This window comes from Shimia sp. W99, assembly GCF_053851455.3.
This window is the reverse complement of the sequence record NZ_JBSQBU020000001.1, coordinates 1,210,368-1,224,910: the sequence shown is the minus strand read 5'-3', so window position 1 is coordinate 1,224,910 and position 14,543 is coordinate 1,210,368. Positions and strand designations below refer to the sequence as shown.

Here is a 14,543-nt window from a genome sequence, read left to right as displayed (position 1 = left end):
TCGGTCTGTTGGCGTCTGGATCAGGCGCCGGCGTTGCAGGTACCCAGCGACGCTTCGTCGCCGCCGAACATCGGATGGTTCGGGGGATAGGTGACCTGAGCAGCCGGGGTGACTTCGACGATTTCCAGCGTGTCGTACTGGTTGGTCGGGTTCTGCGCGCCGCGCACAACCAGAACATCCTTGAAGCACTGGTGGTCGTCTGCACGATACAGTGTCTTGCCGTTGCCCAGACCGTCGAATTCGAAGCCCTCCAAGGCTTCTGCCACGCCGCAGGGGTTGAAGGTGCCCGCACGCTCACATGCGTCAGCATAGAGCAGAACCTGAGCGTAGCAGGTCTGTGCCGAGTTGGACGGCGGCTTGCCGTATTTCTCGCCGAACGACTTGACGAACTGGCGCGAGCCTTCGTTGTCGAGCTGCCAGTTGTAGTTCATCGAGCCCAGCACGCCCTTGATGTTCTCGCCTGCACCGGCGGCCATCAGTTCGGAGTAAAGAGGCACGACGATCTTGAAGTCCTTGCCGTTCACGACCTTGTCCAAGAGGCCGAACTGAACCGCGTTGGTCAGCGAGTTGATCATGTTGCCGCCGTAGTGGTTCAGAACCAGCGTGTCGGCACCCGAGTTCAGAACCGGTGCGATGTAGGACGAGAAGTCGGTCGATGCCAGCGGGGTTTTTACCGTGTTTACGGTTTCCCAGCCCAGGGCCTCGGTCGAGGCGACGATCAACTCTTCCTGGGTCCAGCCCCAGTTGTAGTCGGCGGTCAGGTGGTAGGCGCGACGGTCGTTGCCCATCTCTTTGGCCAGCACCGGTGCCAGAGCGGCACCCGACATGTAGGCGTTGAAGAAGTGACGGAAACCGTTCGCTTTACGGTCTTTACCGGTGGTGTCATTGGCGTGGGTCAGACCCGCCATGAAGATAACGCCGGCTTCCTGGCAGAGGCCCTGTACGGCCACGGCCACGCCCGAGGACGAACCGCCGTTGATCATGACAGCGCCGTCTTTTTCGATCATCGACTTGGCCGATGCGCGCGCCGCGTCCGATTTGGTCTGGGTGTCGCCGGTCACGAACTGGACCTTCTTGCCCAGGATGCCGTTGCCCTTGAGCGCCTTCGAAGTGAAGGTGTTGAGGCAGCCGCCATCGCCCATGCCGTTCAGGTGCTCGACGGCCAGCTGCTGTGCGAGCAGCTCGTCATTGCCTTCGTCAGCGTAGGGGCCGGTCTGGGGCACGTTGAAGCCCAGGGTCACGCTCGAACCGGTCGGCTCGTTGGTATAGGCGGCCGCCGAAGACGCGGTGAAAATGGTCGGAAGCGCAACGCCGGCGCCTGCAGCTGCACCGGTCTTGAGCACGCCACGACGTGTCATAGTGGTTTTGGACATGTAATCCTCCCGTTTGGTGAAATGCGTTACGGGCCTCCTCAAACCCGTACGCGACGCACTTTTGTGCAAATTCATTATCGCGGGGGTATCGAAAATTTCGCAACAACTGCTTTCAACGAAACAATTTATTTGTAAAGTAATTCGCAACACCACCGTATACAGTGTAAAGAAATTATTCTGCGACGCGGAAAGTCGTTGAATCTAGCAGGGAAAACACCATGGTCCGCGACACTTTGACAGGCAGCCGGATTCGAGAGCGCCGGGTGATGGCCGGATTACGTCAGGCCGAGCTTGCGCGCGAAGTGGGAATATCGGCTTCGTATCTCAACCTGATCGAGCACAACCGCCGCAGAATCGGCGGCAAACTGCTCGTGGACATTGCGCAGGTGCTGGGGGTGGAGGCGTCTTTGCTGTCCGAAGGGGCCGAGGCCGCCGTGATTGCCACGCTGCGTGAGGCGGCGGCGGATTCGGGCTCGGAAGCGCAGGAGCTGGATCGGATCGACGAATTTGCAGGGCGGTTTCCGGGGTGGGCGGCGTTGATCGCGGAGCAGCACCGCAAGCTGGGAAGTCTTGAACGGACGGCAGCCACGCTGACCGACCGGCTGACCCATGATCCCCACCTTGCGACCTCGATGCACGAGATGTTGACGATGGTGACGGCGATCCGGTCGACGGCGGGCATCCTTGCGGAAACCAAGGAGATCGAGCCGGAATGGCGCAACCGGTTCCACCGCAACCTCAACGAAGACAGTCGACGTCTTGCGGAAAGCTCGCAGCGGCTGGTGGCCTATCTGGACGGGGCGGGGGATGCCGGGGCCAACCTGACGCTGCCGCTTGAGGAAGTGGAAGCGATGATGACGGCGCACAAGTTCCGGTTTGACGCGCTGGAAGGGGCCGGAGACGAAGATTTACGCGCCTTTCTGCGCGAGCAGAAGGAGCTGACATCGCGCGCCGCACGTGATCTGGCGGAAACCGCCTTGCGGCAATTGCGGGCGGATGCGCGTATCCTGCCGCTGGAAGAGATGCGCGCGACCGTGGCCGATGGACAGGTTGATCCGATTGCCGTCGCGCGCGCGTTCCGGGCCGGGTTGCCGGCGGTGCTGCGCCGTCTTGCGGTGTTGTCGGATGAGATCCTGCCCCAACCCCTGGGGCTGGTGATGTGTGATGCTTCCGGAACGCTGATGCTGCGCAAACCCATCGAGGGGTTCCCGCTGCCACGGTTTTCGGCAGCCTGCCCGAAATGGCCCCTGTTTCAGGCCCTGTCGCGCCCGTTGCGACCGCTGCGCCAACGGGTCACGGTCACGGGGCGGGACGCGCGCCAGTTCGAGTGCTATGCCGTTACGGAACCCGTCGGGACGCTGGAGATGAATGTCGATCCGCTTTATCACAGCTATATGCTGATCGTTCCGGTGGATAGTTCGCAAAGTGAGGGCCGCGAAGTCGGGTCCACCTGTCGGGTCTGCCCCAGCCAGAATTGCGAGGGGCGGCGGGAGCCTTCGTTGCTGACGACAGGCATTTGACCTTGGCATTTTGTGAAGGGCCGCTAAGAATACGTGAAACGCCGTAAGAATAACGGGCGTGTATGGAGGGGAGAATGCATGGGGAAGAGCGTTCTTCTGATTGAAGACGAACCAAATATCATCGAGGCGATCAGTTTCATCCTGTCGCGCGATGGCTGGACAGTGGCGACCCATTCGAATGGGCATGATGCGGTGGGCGTGGTGGAAAGCACCTTGCCGGACCTGATCATTCTCGACGTGATGCTGCCGGGAAAAAGCGGTTATGAAATACTGCGGGAGATCCGCGAACTTCACGAGACGCAGGGTATTCCCGTATTGATGCTGACCGCGCGCGGTCAGGTCAAGGATCGCGAGATGGCCGAGCGCGCAGGGGCCAGCCGCTTCATGACCAAGCCGTTTTCGAATGCCGAAGTGCTGGAGGCGGTGCGCGAATTGGTGGTCCGGTGAACGAGCGGCGCAAATCCGTTTTTCTGGAACGCCAGAGTTACCGGCGGCGGCGGTTGGTGGACACGATCCGAATTTTGCCCGTCGTCGGCGCATTGCTTTGGTCCGTACCGCTTTTGTGGCCCACCGGAGAAGAGAGCGGCGTGGCCACGTCTGACGCGATTGTCTATGTCTTTGTCGTCTGGTTCGGGCTGGTGGTTGCCGGTGCCTTCCTTGCGCGCGCGGTCGCGAAAGGCAATGTCGGGGAAGACCCGGAGGAGACGTGATGGGGACGCTCAACATCCTTGTCGCGGTCTGCCTGATCTATGTGATCTTCCTGTTTCTGGTGGCCTTTGGCGCGGAACGCGCGGCGATGCGTGGCAAGGGCGGGTGGCTGCGTTCGCCACTGGTCTATACGCTCTCGCTTTCGATCTACTGCACCGCCTGGACGTTTTATGGTGCGGTGGGGTATGCGGCCCGTTCCGGGTTGGAATACCTGACCATCTATATCGGTCCGTCGCTGGTCATGATTGGTTGGTGGTGGGTGCTGCGCAAGCTGGTGCGGATCGGGCGTGCGCAGCGCGTGACGTCGATCGCTGACCTGATCTCGTCGCGCTATGGCAAGTCGAACCTTCTGGCCGTGGGGGTGACGGTGTTGGCCGTGATCGGGACAACGCCCTATATTGCCTTGCAATTGCAATCGGTTACGGTGAGCTTTGCGGTGTTTTCGGACGCCTATGAGGCCAGCGTGCCGCTTCAGAGCCAAGAGAGCAACGCGCTTTTGGTGGCGGCGGGGCTGGCGCTGTTCACCATCGTGTTCGGGACCCGCAATCTGGATGTGAACGAACGTCACCACGGGGTTGTCATGGCGATTGCCGTGGAAGCCATCGTGAAGCTGTTTGCGCTTCTGGCGGTGGGGGCCTTCGTGGTTTGGAGCATCGGTGGCGGGGTGACGGAAATCCTGCACAGGATCGACACGTCCAAGATCGGCGCGTGGCAGATCGAGGGCGACCGCTGGGCGGCGTTGGTGTTCCTGTCTGCGGCGGCTTTCCTGTGCCTGCCGCGCATGTTCCAGGTGATGGTGGTGGAAAACGAGGATGAAGGCCATCTGCGCACCGCGTCCTGGGCCTTTCCGGCTTATCTGATGGTGATGAGCCTGTTCGTCGTGCCAATCGCCGTTGTCGGGCTCGACATGATGCCTGAAGGCTCAAACCCGGACTTCTTCGTTCTAACCGTGCCGCTGGCCACCGGGAATGACGGGCTGGCAATGCTGTCGTTCCTTGGCGGGTTTTCAAGCGCGACGTCGATGGTGATCGTGGCCGCGCTGGCGCTGTCGACCATGGTGTCGAACCACATTGTCATGCCGATCTGGCTGAGCGTGACCGGGGGTGGGGCAAGCGTGTCGGGCGATGTGCGTCACGTGGTCCTGTTGTCGCGGCGGATCTCGATCGGGGCCGTGGTGACGCTGGGCTATCTCTATTTTCGCCTCTCGGGCGGCGGCTCGGCGCTGGCGTCGATCGGGTTGATCTCTTTTGCGGGTGTGGCGCAGTTCCTGCCGGTTTTGCTTGGCGGGATCTTCTGGCGCGGGGCGACACGCACCGGTGCATTTGCCGGGCTGACGGTTGGATTCCTGATCTGGGCCTATGCCTTGTTGCTTCCGAGCTTCGGCACCGGGGTTCTGATTTCGCAGGACGTGCTTAATAACGGGCCGTTCGGCATAGGCTGGCTGCGCCCGCAGGCGTTTTTCGGGATTACGGGCATGGACCCGCTGGTGCATGCAATCCTGTGGTCCATCTCTCTGAATACGTTGTGTTTTTACATAGCTTCGCTGGTCGGGTTCCCATCGCCGCTTGAACGGCTGCAGGGGGCGCAATTCGTGAATGTGTACGAACATAGCTCCAATCCGCAAAGCTGGAGCGGCAGCCTTGCCCAGAGTGAAGACCTGATGGTGATGGCACAGCGGATTCTGGGCGCGCGCGAGGCACAGGAGCTTTTCGAGCGCGAGGCGCGGCGACAGGGCGTCAGTGGATTGTTGCCAGAACCGAGTCCCGATTTCCTTCAGGTGCTGGAGCGGGAGTTGTCCGGTTCGGTGGGGGCGGCCACGGCGCATGCGATGATCGGACAGATCGTCGGGGGGGCATCGGTATCGGTCGAAGACCTGATGGCGGTGGCCGACGAGACCGCGCAGATGATGGAGTATTCTTCTCAGCTTGAAGCCAAGTCCGAAGAATTGACCCGGACCGCCCGGCAGTTGCGGCAGGCCAATGAGAAACTGACCCAGATTTCCGAGCAGAAGGATTCGTTCCTGAGCCAGGTGAGCCATGAATTGCGCACACCGATGACGTCGATCCGGGCGTTCTCGGAAATCCTGAGGGATAGCGACCTGTTGAGCGAGGCGGAGAAGGTCAAGTATTCCTCGATCATTCATGACGAGGCGATCCGGTTGACGCGATTGCTCGACGACCTGCTGGACCTGAGCGTTCTGGAAAACGGGCAGGTGAACCTGAACGTGCAGACCGGGCAGCTTTCCGAGGTGCTGGATCATGCAATTGCGGCGGCGCTCACCGGGGGCGGGCCGGACCGGCTTGAGGTCAACCGGCGGCGTGCGCGTGAACATGTATGGTTGTCGACCGATCTGGATCGCCTGAGCCAAGTCTTTATCAACCTGATCAGCAATGCACAGAAATATTGCGATGCGGACCAGCCGTCCCTGTCGATCCTTGTTGGGCGACGGGATGGTGCGTTGATCATTGATTTCATTGACAACGGCAGCGGTATTTCCAAGCAGGATCAGGCGGTGATCTTCGAAAAATTCGCCCGCGTGGGCGAGCAGAGAGCAAGCGGCGCGGGGTTGGGGCTGGCGATCTGCCGGGAGATCATGGCTCGGCTTGGCGGCGATATCGACTATCTTCCGGGGCAGGGTGGGGCGGCGTTCCGGGTGAGCCTGCCCGGGGCGCTGGCCGTCGCGGCACAATAAACCCGGCTTTCGGCACGCGTATCAATCCATTTGTAACCTTCTGGCGGCTAGCATGGCGTGACGCGGTCGGGAATGGACGACCGTCACGGGAAACGGCGCAGAGATGACTGATACGAAACCGGTTTCAATACTGAAACGCAAAGCCAACGAGGGGCGTCAGGACCACCTTGCGCGGTCTATGCCGCCGGAAAAGGCATTGCGGCTGGCGCTTGAGAGGGCGGCGCAAAAGGGGCTGGGACTTGCGCTTGAAGTTAAGGGCGTGCGGCGTCTGAAGGTGATGCACGAGGATCTGTCAGGGCACCTGGATGGTGCGGCGCTTCTGGCGGTACTGGATGGCGCGGACGGAGAGCCGGCCGCGCTGACGATCGAACCGCAGGTATTGGCCGGATTGGTCGAGCATCAGACCATCGGGCGCGTGGTGAACCGCCCGGCTGCAGGGCGATTGCCGACACGGGTGGACGCCGCCCTGGTGACGCCGTTCGTGGATGAGGCGCTGACCCGGTTCGTGGCGTTGCTGGAGAGCGAGGGCGCGGCGGTGCCGTGGCTGCAGCGCTATCGGTTCGGGGCCATGGCCGCAGGGCCGCGCACCTTGTCCCTGGCGCTGACGGCGCATGAATACCACTTGTTTGAGTTCGAGGTTTCGCTGGGCACGGAAGCACGGCAGGGAAAAATGGTGTTCGGGTTCCCGCAATGCCGGATCGTCAAGGAGACGGGTGGTTCCGGGGAAGAGAACAGGGAGGAACTGGCGAAGTTTCGCAATGGGGTCAAGCAGGCCCCGGCGGAAATGCGCGCGGTGCTGGCCCGTGTGACCCTGCCCATCACCGAGCTTCAGGCGCTTGCGGTGGGGGATCTCTTGCATGTTTCGGGTGACGCCTTGCGGGAAACTGTCCTGGAAAGCGCCGCTGGTGGTGAAGTTGCTCGGGTGCAATTCGGACAGGTCAACGGAATGCGGGCGGTCAGGCTGCGTGGGGCAATTGGCGCAAAGGCACCGCCAGAGCCGGATGAAAGCGGGTTTGTCGAAAGCGCGCCCGCTGGGCCAAGTGCAGAAGAACTGGAAGAGATGCTCGCGGCGGAAACGGCGCTGGATTCACTTTTGCCCCCGGTCGAAGAAGGGGATGACGGGTCAGTGGACGATCTCGACGATTTTGACGATCTGGATGAGTTGATCCGGCTGAGTGCGGATGACATCGGCGATCCGACCGCGCTGGCCGATCTGGGCAACCGTGCAGCGGGGTCCGGTTGATCGGGGCATGCATCCGGGCCCTTGGGGGGCCTGTGACCCGACGTGTAATCCCGGAGAGGTGGGATGGCTGGGGAGAGCAGGGCGGAGCTGTTGTGCGTGTTCGGGGCCGGAACGCGCAGGTTCAGGCCCCGGGTAAGCTTAGCCGCGCGACGCGATGGCCGTAAGCGTGGGGGCCAGCCCGGAAAGGTCGTAGCCCCCTTCGCGCGCCGCGTCCAGAAGAGCGTCAACAGGTGTATCGGCGGCGTGGGACAGGGCCCAGCAGATCGTGCTGCGCGTGCCCGAGCGGCAATAGGCGAGCACCTTGCCTTCCGCGCCTTCGAGGCCTTCGCGCTGAAGGGCCTGGCGGTCTGGTGTCATGGTGTCCATGGTCAGCGGATTGGCGATATAGCGCAATCCGGCGGCGCGGGCGGCCTGTTCCATGGCATCGGACGCCTGGTCCGCACCGACCTCCTGGTCGGGACGGTTGTTTATCACGAGCGTGAAGCCCGCCTCGGCCAAGGCGGGCATGTCGGCCGCATCGATTTGCGGCGCGACAAAGTAGCGGGGGGTAATCTGGCGAATATCCATGAACGCTGATTACTCGGCGGGCACCGCCGTGTCCAGTTGCGAGCGCACCATCGGGGCAAAGCCGAATCCGGCCAGCATGGCGAGGAAGAAAACCCAATGGGGCCAGCCGCCATAGCTGAGCGAGGCAACCGCCGGTCCGGGGCAAAGCCCGGCAAGGCCCCAGCCTGCGCCGAACATCACCGATCCGAGGATCAGGTTGCGCCCGAGACGTGGTTCCGGCGGGGTCGGGAATTCGCCGCCCACGATGGGCTTGCGTCCGCGCGTGAAGGCCCAGGCCGCCGCCATCGGCAGGATCGCCCCGCCCATGACGAAGGCGAGCGTGGGATCCCAGTTGCCGAAGACATCAAGCCAGCCCTGCACCTTGGTGGTGTCGGTCATGCCCGAGATGAAGAGACCGGCCCCGAAGAGACCGCCGGCGATGAAAGCAAAGATCAGGCGCTGCATCAGATCACCCCCAGAATGTGACGGAAGAGGACGACGGTCAGGCCGCCTGCCATGATGTAGAATACCGTGGCCACGATCCCCCGCAGCGAAAGGCGCGAAATACCGCAGACCCCATGACCCGACGTACAGCCATTGGCGATACGTGTTCCAACCCCGACCAGAAGCCCGGCCACCACGAGAACGGCGATGTTTTCCGAAGCGTGGGTTGAAAAGGGGCGATAGAGCGGTTTGAGCAGGATCGGCAGCAGGAAGACCCCCGCCAGAAAGACAAGACGTTCGGCGGCGGAGTTCCAGCCGCTGCGGTCCACGAGACCGCCCAAGATACCGCTGGCGCCCATGATACGACCATTAGCCAAGAGATAGACGGCACCGCCAAGACCGATGGTGAAGCCCCCGATAAGGCCCCAGATCCAATCGACGGGGATATTTTCCAGCATCGCGTTTCCTTTCCCTGAGATGCAATGGCCCCGCCGCCCTGTTCGCGGGGCATGCGGGGCCGGTTCGTGAGTGGTCGTTTAAAGCTTGTTGACCGGAACCTTGAGGAAGACGTCGCCTTCTTCGTCAGGTTCTGGCATCTGGCCCGCGCGCATGTTGACCTGCAGCGAGGGGATGATCAGCTTGGGCATGTCCAGCGTTGCGTCGCGTTCATCGCGCATCTTGATGAAGGCGGCCTTGTCCTTGCCTTCGCCGACATGCACGTTGGCGGCCTTTTGTTCGGCCACTGTGGTTTCCCATGCGTATTCATCGCGCCCAGGTGCCTTGTAGTCATGGCCTACGAAAATGCGGGTCTCTTCTGGTAGCGCGAGAATCTTCTGGATCGAGTTGTAGAGTGTTTCGGAGGATCCGCCCGGGAAGTCGCAGCGCGCGGTGCCGAAATCGGGCATGAAGAGCGTATCACCCACAAAAGCGGCATCCCCGATGACATAGGTCAGGCAGGCGGGTGTGTGACCCGGCGTGTGCAACACGTCGCAACGCATCTGGCCAATCATGATGCTGTCGCCCTCGGTGAAGAGCTCGTCAAACTGCGAACCGTCGCGCTGGAATTCAGTGCCTTCGTTGAAAACCTTGCCAAAGGTGTCCTGCACGACGGTGATGTTCTTGCCGATTCCGATCTTGCCCCCGACCTTTTCCTGGATGTAGGGCGCGGCAGAGAGATGGTCGGCGTGCACGTGGCTTTCGAGCAGCCATTCGACCTTGAGGCCGTTCTTCTGAACATGCGCGATGATTTCATCGGCCGATTTCGTATCCGTGCGACCCGACGAGTAGTCGAAATCCAGCACGGAATCGATGATGGCGCAGGACGTGCCGGCGGGATCTTTTACGACGAAAGAGATGGTGTTCGTCGCATTGTCAAAAAAAGCTGTTACGTCGGGTTTCATGTCGAATCCTCCATTTGTCAGCGAACATATATTATTTTGTGCATATGTTGCAATAGGTGGTTTTTCGGATTGTCGCAGCGGTGGCGGGGTTGACTTGAATCAAGGATGGCCGTCGTGGGGTGTGCCACGATACCGCGACCTCAGAAGGAAGATGAAATGACTGATTTTTCAGCACAGAAGCAAGCCTTGTTGAAGCGGCTTGGAGAGTTGGACGAACGTTTGCACCTGATTGAGGCCGAACTGGATGCGCCGCATTCCAAGGATTGGGAAGAGATGGCGGTCGAGCGGGAAGGCGATGAGGTGCTCGAAAGCCTCGGGCAGAGCGGGCAGGATGAGATTCTGCGTATTCGTGCGGCACTCCAGCGTTTGCGTGATGGAGAATACGGCATTTGCGCCCGTTGTGGTGACGATATTTCCGAGGAGAGGTTGAAGGTCGTGCCGGATGCCCCCTTGTGTAAGACCTGTGCGAGAGCCGTGAGCGGCTAGGCCAGGCGTGTTTTTAGCCGGGAGCGAGGGGCGACCGCGTCATATTTTGGGAGGAAGATTTTATGACGAATGTTGAGGAATTGCTGGTCAGGGCCAGCGAGATTGAAGGGGCCATTCATGGTGCGACCGGCGATGACCGGTATAACCTGCACCAGCAGTTGCATCGTACACTGGAGAATATCCGCCTGCGGGGCGGGCGGGTGCCGGGGCACCTGCGCAAGCTGGACCTTGATCTTGTCGAAGAGGAAATTGAGGCCAGTTTCGACAATATGCCGATCTGAACCAGAAACCGTGGCAATCGCAATTGGGGCACGCTCTTGGCTGGCGCGTGCCTTTTCTTTTGAGGGCGGGTCGGCCAACAGGCTTGCGTGGTGGCGTGGGGGCGCTAAGGTTTTATGGTAACTGCCGGACGACAGGGCCGGGTACTGAATGGAGCATGGCGCTGACGGTCGGGTACGAAGTAGAAGAGGGTGTCGCGGTTCTGAGCTTGCAGAACCCACCCGTGAATGCGCTGGGGATCGCGCTGCGTCGCGATCTGTCGGCGGCGTTTGAAACTGCTTTGGCAGACAGGTCCGTAAGGGTGATTGTCCTGATCGGGCAGGGCAAGCTGTTCTGTGCGGGCGGGGATATTTCCGAATTTGGCAAGCCCTTCGAAGCACCATGGGTGCCAGAGCTCTTCAATACCGTGGAACAGTCGACAAAGCCGGTGATCGCGGCCATTCACGGCGCGGCGCTTGGCGGGGGGATGGAGCTGGCGCTGGCCTGTCATTACAGGGTCTGTGAAGCGCGGGCGCGGATTGGGTTTCCGGAAGTCTCTCTCGGGTTGCTGCCCGGTGCCGGCGGGACGCAACGTGCGCCACGCCTGTGTGGAGCGGAGACGGCGCTTGAGTTGATGATAACCGGGAAGTCCGTCGCTGCGGGTAGTGGTGCGGCGCGGGTGTTTTTTGACCTGATCGTGAAAGAAGGGCTGCGCGAGGCGGCTATGACCTTTGCGCGGCGTTTGGTGGAGAAGGGGCTGCCCGTCCGTCGCACACGGGACGCGCGCAATGGTGTGAAGGATGCGGCGGCCTATCAGGCGGCGATTGCGAAATGGCGAAAACGCCTTGGAAAAGGTGGCGCGGAGGCGCCGGGCGAGATCCTGCGCTGTGTCGAGGCGGCGGCGCTGTTGCCGTTCGACGTCGGGATGGCGTTCGAGCGCGCAGCCTTTGATACGCTTGAGCAGTCGGAAACCTCGCGCGCGCTGCGACATGTGTTTTTTGCCGAAAACAAGGTCGCCAAAATACCGGAAGCCAAGGCCGGACACGCCCGCGCGTTGGAGCAGATCGGCGTGATCGGCGGGGGCACGCGCGGCGCCGGGCTGGTTGCGTTGAGCCTGATGGCGGGGTTCGATGTCGTGCTGGTGGAAAAGGACGCACCGTCGCTGGCGCGGGCGTTGACCCGGTTGCGACGCCTCTTGGACCGCGCGGTGTCGCGGGGACAATTGAGCGCGTTGCAAAGGGACGGGATCGAGGCGCTGTTGCATGGCAAGACAGACATGGTGGCCCTATCCGAAGCGGATCTGGTGATCGTGGCAGCGGGGTGCGATGCTTTGGAGCAGGGCCAGATATTCGCCCAGTTGGATGCGGTCGTTAAGGACGGCGCGGTTCTGGCCTCGGCTTCTCCCTTTGCGGATATTGGTGCGCTTGCCGACAAGACGGGCTGTGCAGAAGACGTTCTGGGTCTGCATTTCAGCCTGCCGACGCAGATGTCGGACCTTGTCGAAGTTGCGGTGGGTCCGGCCAGCGGCGCGGATGCGGTGGTGACAGCGACCACCTTCGCCCGCAAGCTCGGCAAGGTTCCGGTACGCGTTCTCGGGGTGCCGGGGCGGATTGGCGGGCGGTTGATGGCGGCCTACCAGGCGGCGGCGGACCGGCTGGTGATGTCGGGGGCTTTGCCCCGGGATGTGGACCGGGCCATGCGGCGCTGGGGCATGGCGTTGGGGCCTTATCAGTTGGCGGATGTAATGGGTCTCGAGCGCGTGCTTGCCCGGCAGGAGGAATGTGGCCATGGCAGGCGCGTGGCGCTGTTGCGGGCGTTGATCAAGGACGGGCGGCTTGGGCGCAAGACCTCGAAAGGTTGGTATCGCTACGACGCCGATGGCGGGCAGGTTGACCCTGAAGTGGCGGCGATGATTGCCAGCTTGCGCGGGCAGACGGGCGGCGGCTCAGTTCCCGACGAGTCGGATATTCAGCGACTGTGTCTTGCCGCGATGGTGAACGAGGGTGCACGTATGGTTGAAGAGTGCCAGGTCATGCGCCCCGGTGATATCGATGTTGCGATGATCCGTGGGTTTGCATTCCCAAGATGGCGCGGCGGGCCGATGCAGGCTGCGGACAGCACCGGGTTGCTATCCTTGCGCAACCTGTTGCGGACTTGCGCACAAGACGGCGACGCGTTCTGGCGTCCGGTCAACCTTTTGGATGAACTGATCAAGAATGGCCGGCATTTCAGTGACCTGAACGGCTGACCCGTGCTGGCCCGCGAAAGTCAGCTGAAGGAAATTCCCACGATCACGATCATCAGGCCAATCACCGACAGGAACAGCGCGCCCATATTGAGCGGCACGACCTTTTGAACGGCGGCGCGCAAGTCTTCGTCGCTCAGCCCCGCGCGGCGGGCCTTGTTGACCTTTACGATGGACAGGATCAACCCCAACAGACCGATGAGAGACAGCGCAGCGCCCACCCAGACCAACCATTCCATCGCAGTTATCCTTGTCCATTGCGTTGCGAAGGCCCTAAAGGAAGCGCCGGTATTGCGCAAGAGGGCGGGATTTCGCGATTTCCTTGCGAGCATGCGCAACAGTGCTTGCGGGTCGTTCGGGGGGGCGCTAGGTTGCGGCCTCATTGTCAGCCTACAAACCCTTCAGGAGTACCCATGGACGAGTCTTCGACCGATGCCAGCTACCGCGTGACCGCCAATGAATTGCGCCAGTTCATCGAGCGTTTTGAACGGCTTGAGATGGAAAAGAAGGATATCGCGGATCAACAGAAAGAAGTGATGGCCGAAGCGAAGTCGCGTGGCTATGACACCAAGGTGATGCGCAAGGTCATAGCGCTGCGCAAGCGCGACAAGGATGACATCGCCGAGGAAGAGGCGGTTCTGGAAATGTACAAGGAAGCATTGGGCATGAGCTAAGGTCCTTGTCGGTTCCAAACACGAAGAAACGCGCTCTTTCGGGCGCGTTTTTTGTTTGAGCAGCAAATGTCAGGGGGTGATCAGGGTTACACCGGGAATGCGTTCGATCTGGAACACGTCTTCGTCATAGGCTTCGGTCAGTGTGTCGATCAGGTCTTCGGTCCAACCCGGTAGGTCAAGCTCTTCCTCGAGTTCATCCTCGAGTGCGAATTTGTCAAGGAAAGCCGCGATGACACGACGTTTCTGAATTTCGGTCAGGCCGGGATGCGTTGAGACATAGTCGCCGAACCGGCGAATGCCTTCTTCGGACATGATATCGCTCAGAAGATCGGTGCTGCCTTCGAGCGCAACCGTGGGGTCGAGCCCGGCGAGTTCGCGCATGACCTCTTCCCAGATCAGAGGGGTGTCTTCGTTGCACCAAACTGTTACCGGCACATGGGGAAGCGCCTCGCGCATCCGCAAGACCAGCTCTGACCAGCGCAGGGACATCGGCACCGATCCATCGGTTGCTTCTTCGATCGTTTCGACCGGGCTACCGTTCACTATGGCCGGCAGGAAGGTGGCGGGATCCCGTATGGCAAGGAAGATTTCGAGTTGGTCCGGCTGAAACAGTTCGTCAATATAGACCAGACGTTCGCCGGCGGTGGGGTACAATTGATCGTTACGGATCACGCCGCGCGGTACGCCGAAGAAATTGCTGTTCGACAGCACAATGCGATCCGGGGTCATGTCCGGGGACATGTTGGCAAGCAACTGAGCGCGCGCGTCCGCGGGTGGGGTGCCGCCGCGATCGGTGTTCAGCAGTTCGCGGATCTGGCGGCGATATGAAGAGGGTGCGGGGATCGCAACGCCCTGAGAGGCCAGTGCCTCGGTGTTTTTGCCGAGGCTCTTGATGAGCTTGTCGTCATCGGTGAAATGGGCTCCGACGTGGAGGGCAACCTGCATGTGTCTCTG

16 protein-coding genes are annotated in these 14,543 nt (G+C 61.3%); 9 read left to right on the top strand and 7 right to left on the bottom strand.

Annotation, left to right across the window (positions count from 1 at the left end; translation table 11 throughout):
• Positions 1-20: 20 nt before the first annotated feature.
• Positions 21-1,373, bottom strand: a complete 1,353-nt coding sequence (locus ACS3QZ_RS05945) for a substrate-binding protein (RefSeq protein WP_456037000.1) — start codon at positions 1,371-1,373, stop codon at positions 21-23.
• A gap of 218 nt (positions 1,374-1,591) precedes the next feature.
• Here ACS3QZ_RS05945 and ACS3QZ_RS05940 point away from each other — a divergent pair, with 218 nt between their 5' ends.
• From ACS3QZ_RS05940 to ACS3QZ_RS05920, 5 genes are all read left to right on the top strand, one after another.
• Positions 1,592-2,893, top strand: coding sequence for a helix-turn-helix domain-containing protein (locus tag ACS3QZ_RS05940; RefSeq protein WP_456036999.1), 1,302 nt, complete (start codon positions 1,592-1,594; stop codon positions 2,891-2,893).
• 78 nt (positions 2,894-2,971) lie between these two features.
• On the top strand, positions 2,972-3,340 hold the full coding sequence (locus ACS3QZ_RS05935; protein ID WP_093097097.1) for a response regulator transcription factor: 369 nt from the start codon (positions 2,972-2,974) through the stop codon (positions 3,338-3,340).
• Positions 3,337-3,603 carry a hypothetical protein gene (locus tag ACS3QZ_RS05930; RefSeq protein ID WP_456036998.1) on the top strand — a complete coding sequence of 89 codons (267 nt, stop codon included), beginning with the start codon at positions 3,337-3,339 and terminating at the stop codon, positions 3,601-3,603. Before ACS3QZ_RS05935 ends, ACS3QZ_RS05930 begins: the two co-directional genes overlap by 4 nt.
• Positions 3,603-6,293, top strand: a complete 2,691-nt coding sequence (locus ACS3QZ_RS05925; protein WP_456036997.1) for an ATP-binding protein — start codon at positions 3,603-3,605, stop codon at positions 6,291-6,293. The genes ACS3QZ_RS05930 and ACS3QZ_RS05925 overlap by 1 nt, the downstream gene beginning before the upstream one ends.
• A gap of 103 nt (positions 6,294-6,396) precedes the next feature.
• Positions 6,397-7,536 carry a FliM/FliN family flagellar motor switch protein gene (locus ACS3QZ_RS05920; RefSeq protein WP_456036996.1) on the top strand — a complete coding sequence of 380 codons (1,140 nt, stop codon included), beginning with the start codon at positions 6,397-6,399 and terminating at the stop codon, positions 7,534-7,536.
• A 138-nt stretch (positions 7,537-7,674) separates the two neighbouring features.
• Here ACS3QZ_RS05920 and ACS3QZ_RS05915 read toward each other — a convergent pair whose 3' ends face one another.
• The 4 genes from ACS3QZ_RS05915 to ACS3QZ_RS05900 all read right to left on the bottom strand — a co-directional run bounded on the left by ACS3QZ_RS05915 (position 7,675) and on the right by ACS3QZ_RS05900 (position 9,926).
• Positions 7,675-8,103: a protein tyrosine phosphatase family protein gene (locus ACS3QZ_RS05915; protein WP_456036995.1), complete on the bottom strand. Its 429-nt coding sequence runs from the start codon at positions 8,101-8,103 to the stop codon at positions 7,675-7,677.
• A 9-nt stretch (positions 8,104-8,112) separates the two neighbouring features.
• Positions 8,113-8,547: a DUF6691 family protein gene (locus tag ACS3QZ_RS05910; RefSeq protein ID WP_093097084.1), complete on the bottom strand. Its 435-nt coding sequence runs from the start codon at positions 8,545-8,547 to the stop codon at positions 8,113-8,115.
• The gene (locus tag ACS3QZ_RS05905; RefSeq protein WP_093097115.1) at positions 8,547-8,972 is read right to left on the bottom strand and encodes a YeeE/YedE family protein; all 426 of its coding nucleotides are present in this window, start codon (positions 8,970-8,972) and stop codon (positions 8,547-8,549) included. Before ACS3QZ_RS05905 ends, ACS3QZ_RS05910 begins: the two co-directional genes overlap by 1 nt.
• Positions 8,973-9,062: 90 nt before the next feature.
• On the bottom strand, positions 9,063-9,926 hold the full coding sequence (locus ACS3QZ_RS05900) for an MBL fold metallo-hydrolase (RefSeq protein WP_456036994.1): 864 nt from the start codon (positions 9,924-9,926) through the stop codon (positions 9,063-9,065).
• A 156-nt stretch (positions 9,927-10,082) separates the two neighbouring features.
• Between ACS3QZ_RS05900 and ACS3QZ_RS05895 the strand changes: the two genes are divergently transcribed.
• From ACS3QZ_RS05895 to ACS3QZ_RS05885, 3 genes are all read left to right on the top strand, one after another.
• Positions 10,083-10,412 carry a TraR/DksA family transcriptional regulator gene (locus tag ACS3QZ_RS05895; RefSeq protein ID WP_093097079.1) on the top strand — a complete coding sequence of 110 codons (330 nt, stop codon included), beginning with the start codon at positions 10,083-10,085 and terminating at the stop codon, positions 10,410-10,412.
• 62 nt (positions 10,413-10,474) lie between these two features.
• A complete protein-coding gene (locus ACS3QZ_RS05890; protein WP_093097076.1) occupies positions 10,475-10,693 on the top strand; it encodes a hypothetical protein in 219 nt (72 codons plus the stop codon).
• A 155-nt stretch (positions 10,694-10,848) separates the two neighbouring features.
• Positions 10,849-12,918: an enoyl-CoA hydratase-related protein gene (locus ACS3QZ_RS05885; protein ID WP_456036993.1), complete on the top strand. Its 2,070-nt coding sequence runs from the start codon at positions 10,849-10,851 to the stop codon at positions 12,916-12,918.
• 20 nt (positions 12,919-12,938) lie between these two features.
• Here ACS3QZ_RS05885 and ACS3QZ_RS05880 read toward each other — a convergent pair whose 3' ends face one another.
• Positions 12,939-13,154, bottom strand: coding sequence for a hypothetical protein (locus ACS3QZ_RS05880; protein WP_456036992.1), 216 nt, complete (start codon positions 13,152-13,154; stop codon positions 12,939-12,941).
• 174 nt (positions 13,155-13,328) lie between these two features.
• Between ACS3QZ_RS05880 and ACS3QZ_RS05875 the strand changes: the two genes are divergently transcribed.
• Complete coding sequence (locus ACS3QZ_RS05875) at positions 13,329-13,589, top strand: DUF2312 domain-containing protein (protein ID WP_093097069.1); 261 nt, start codon at positions 13,329-13,331, stop codon at positions 13,587-13,589.
• 69 nt (positions 13,590-13,658) lie between these two features.
• Here the strand turns inward: ACS3QZ_RS05875 and ACS3QZ_RS05870 are convergent, their stop codons facing one another.
• Positions 13,659-14,534, bottom strand: coding sequence for a hypothetical protein (locus tag ACS3QZ_RS05870; protein ID WP_456036991.1), 876 nt, complete (start codon positions 14,532-14,534; stop codon positions 13,659-13,661).
• Positions 14,535-14,543: the final 9 nt, after the last annotated feature.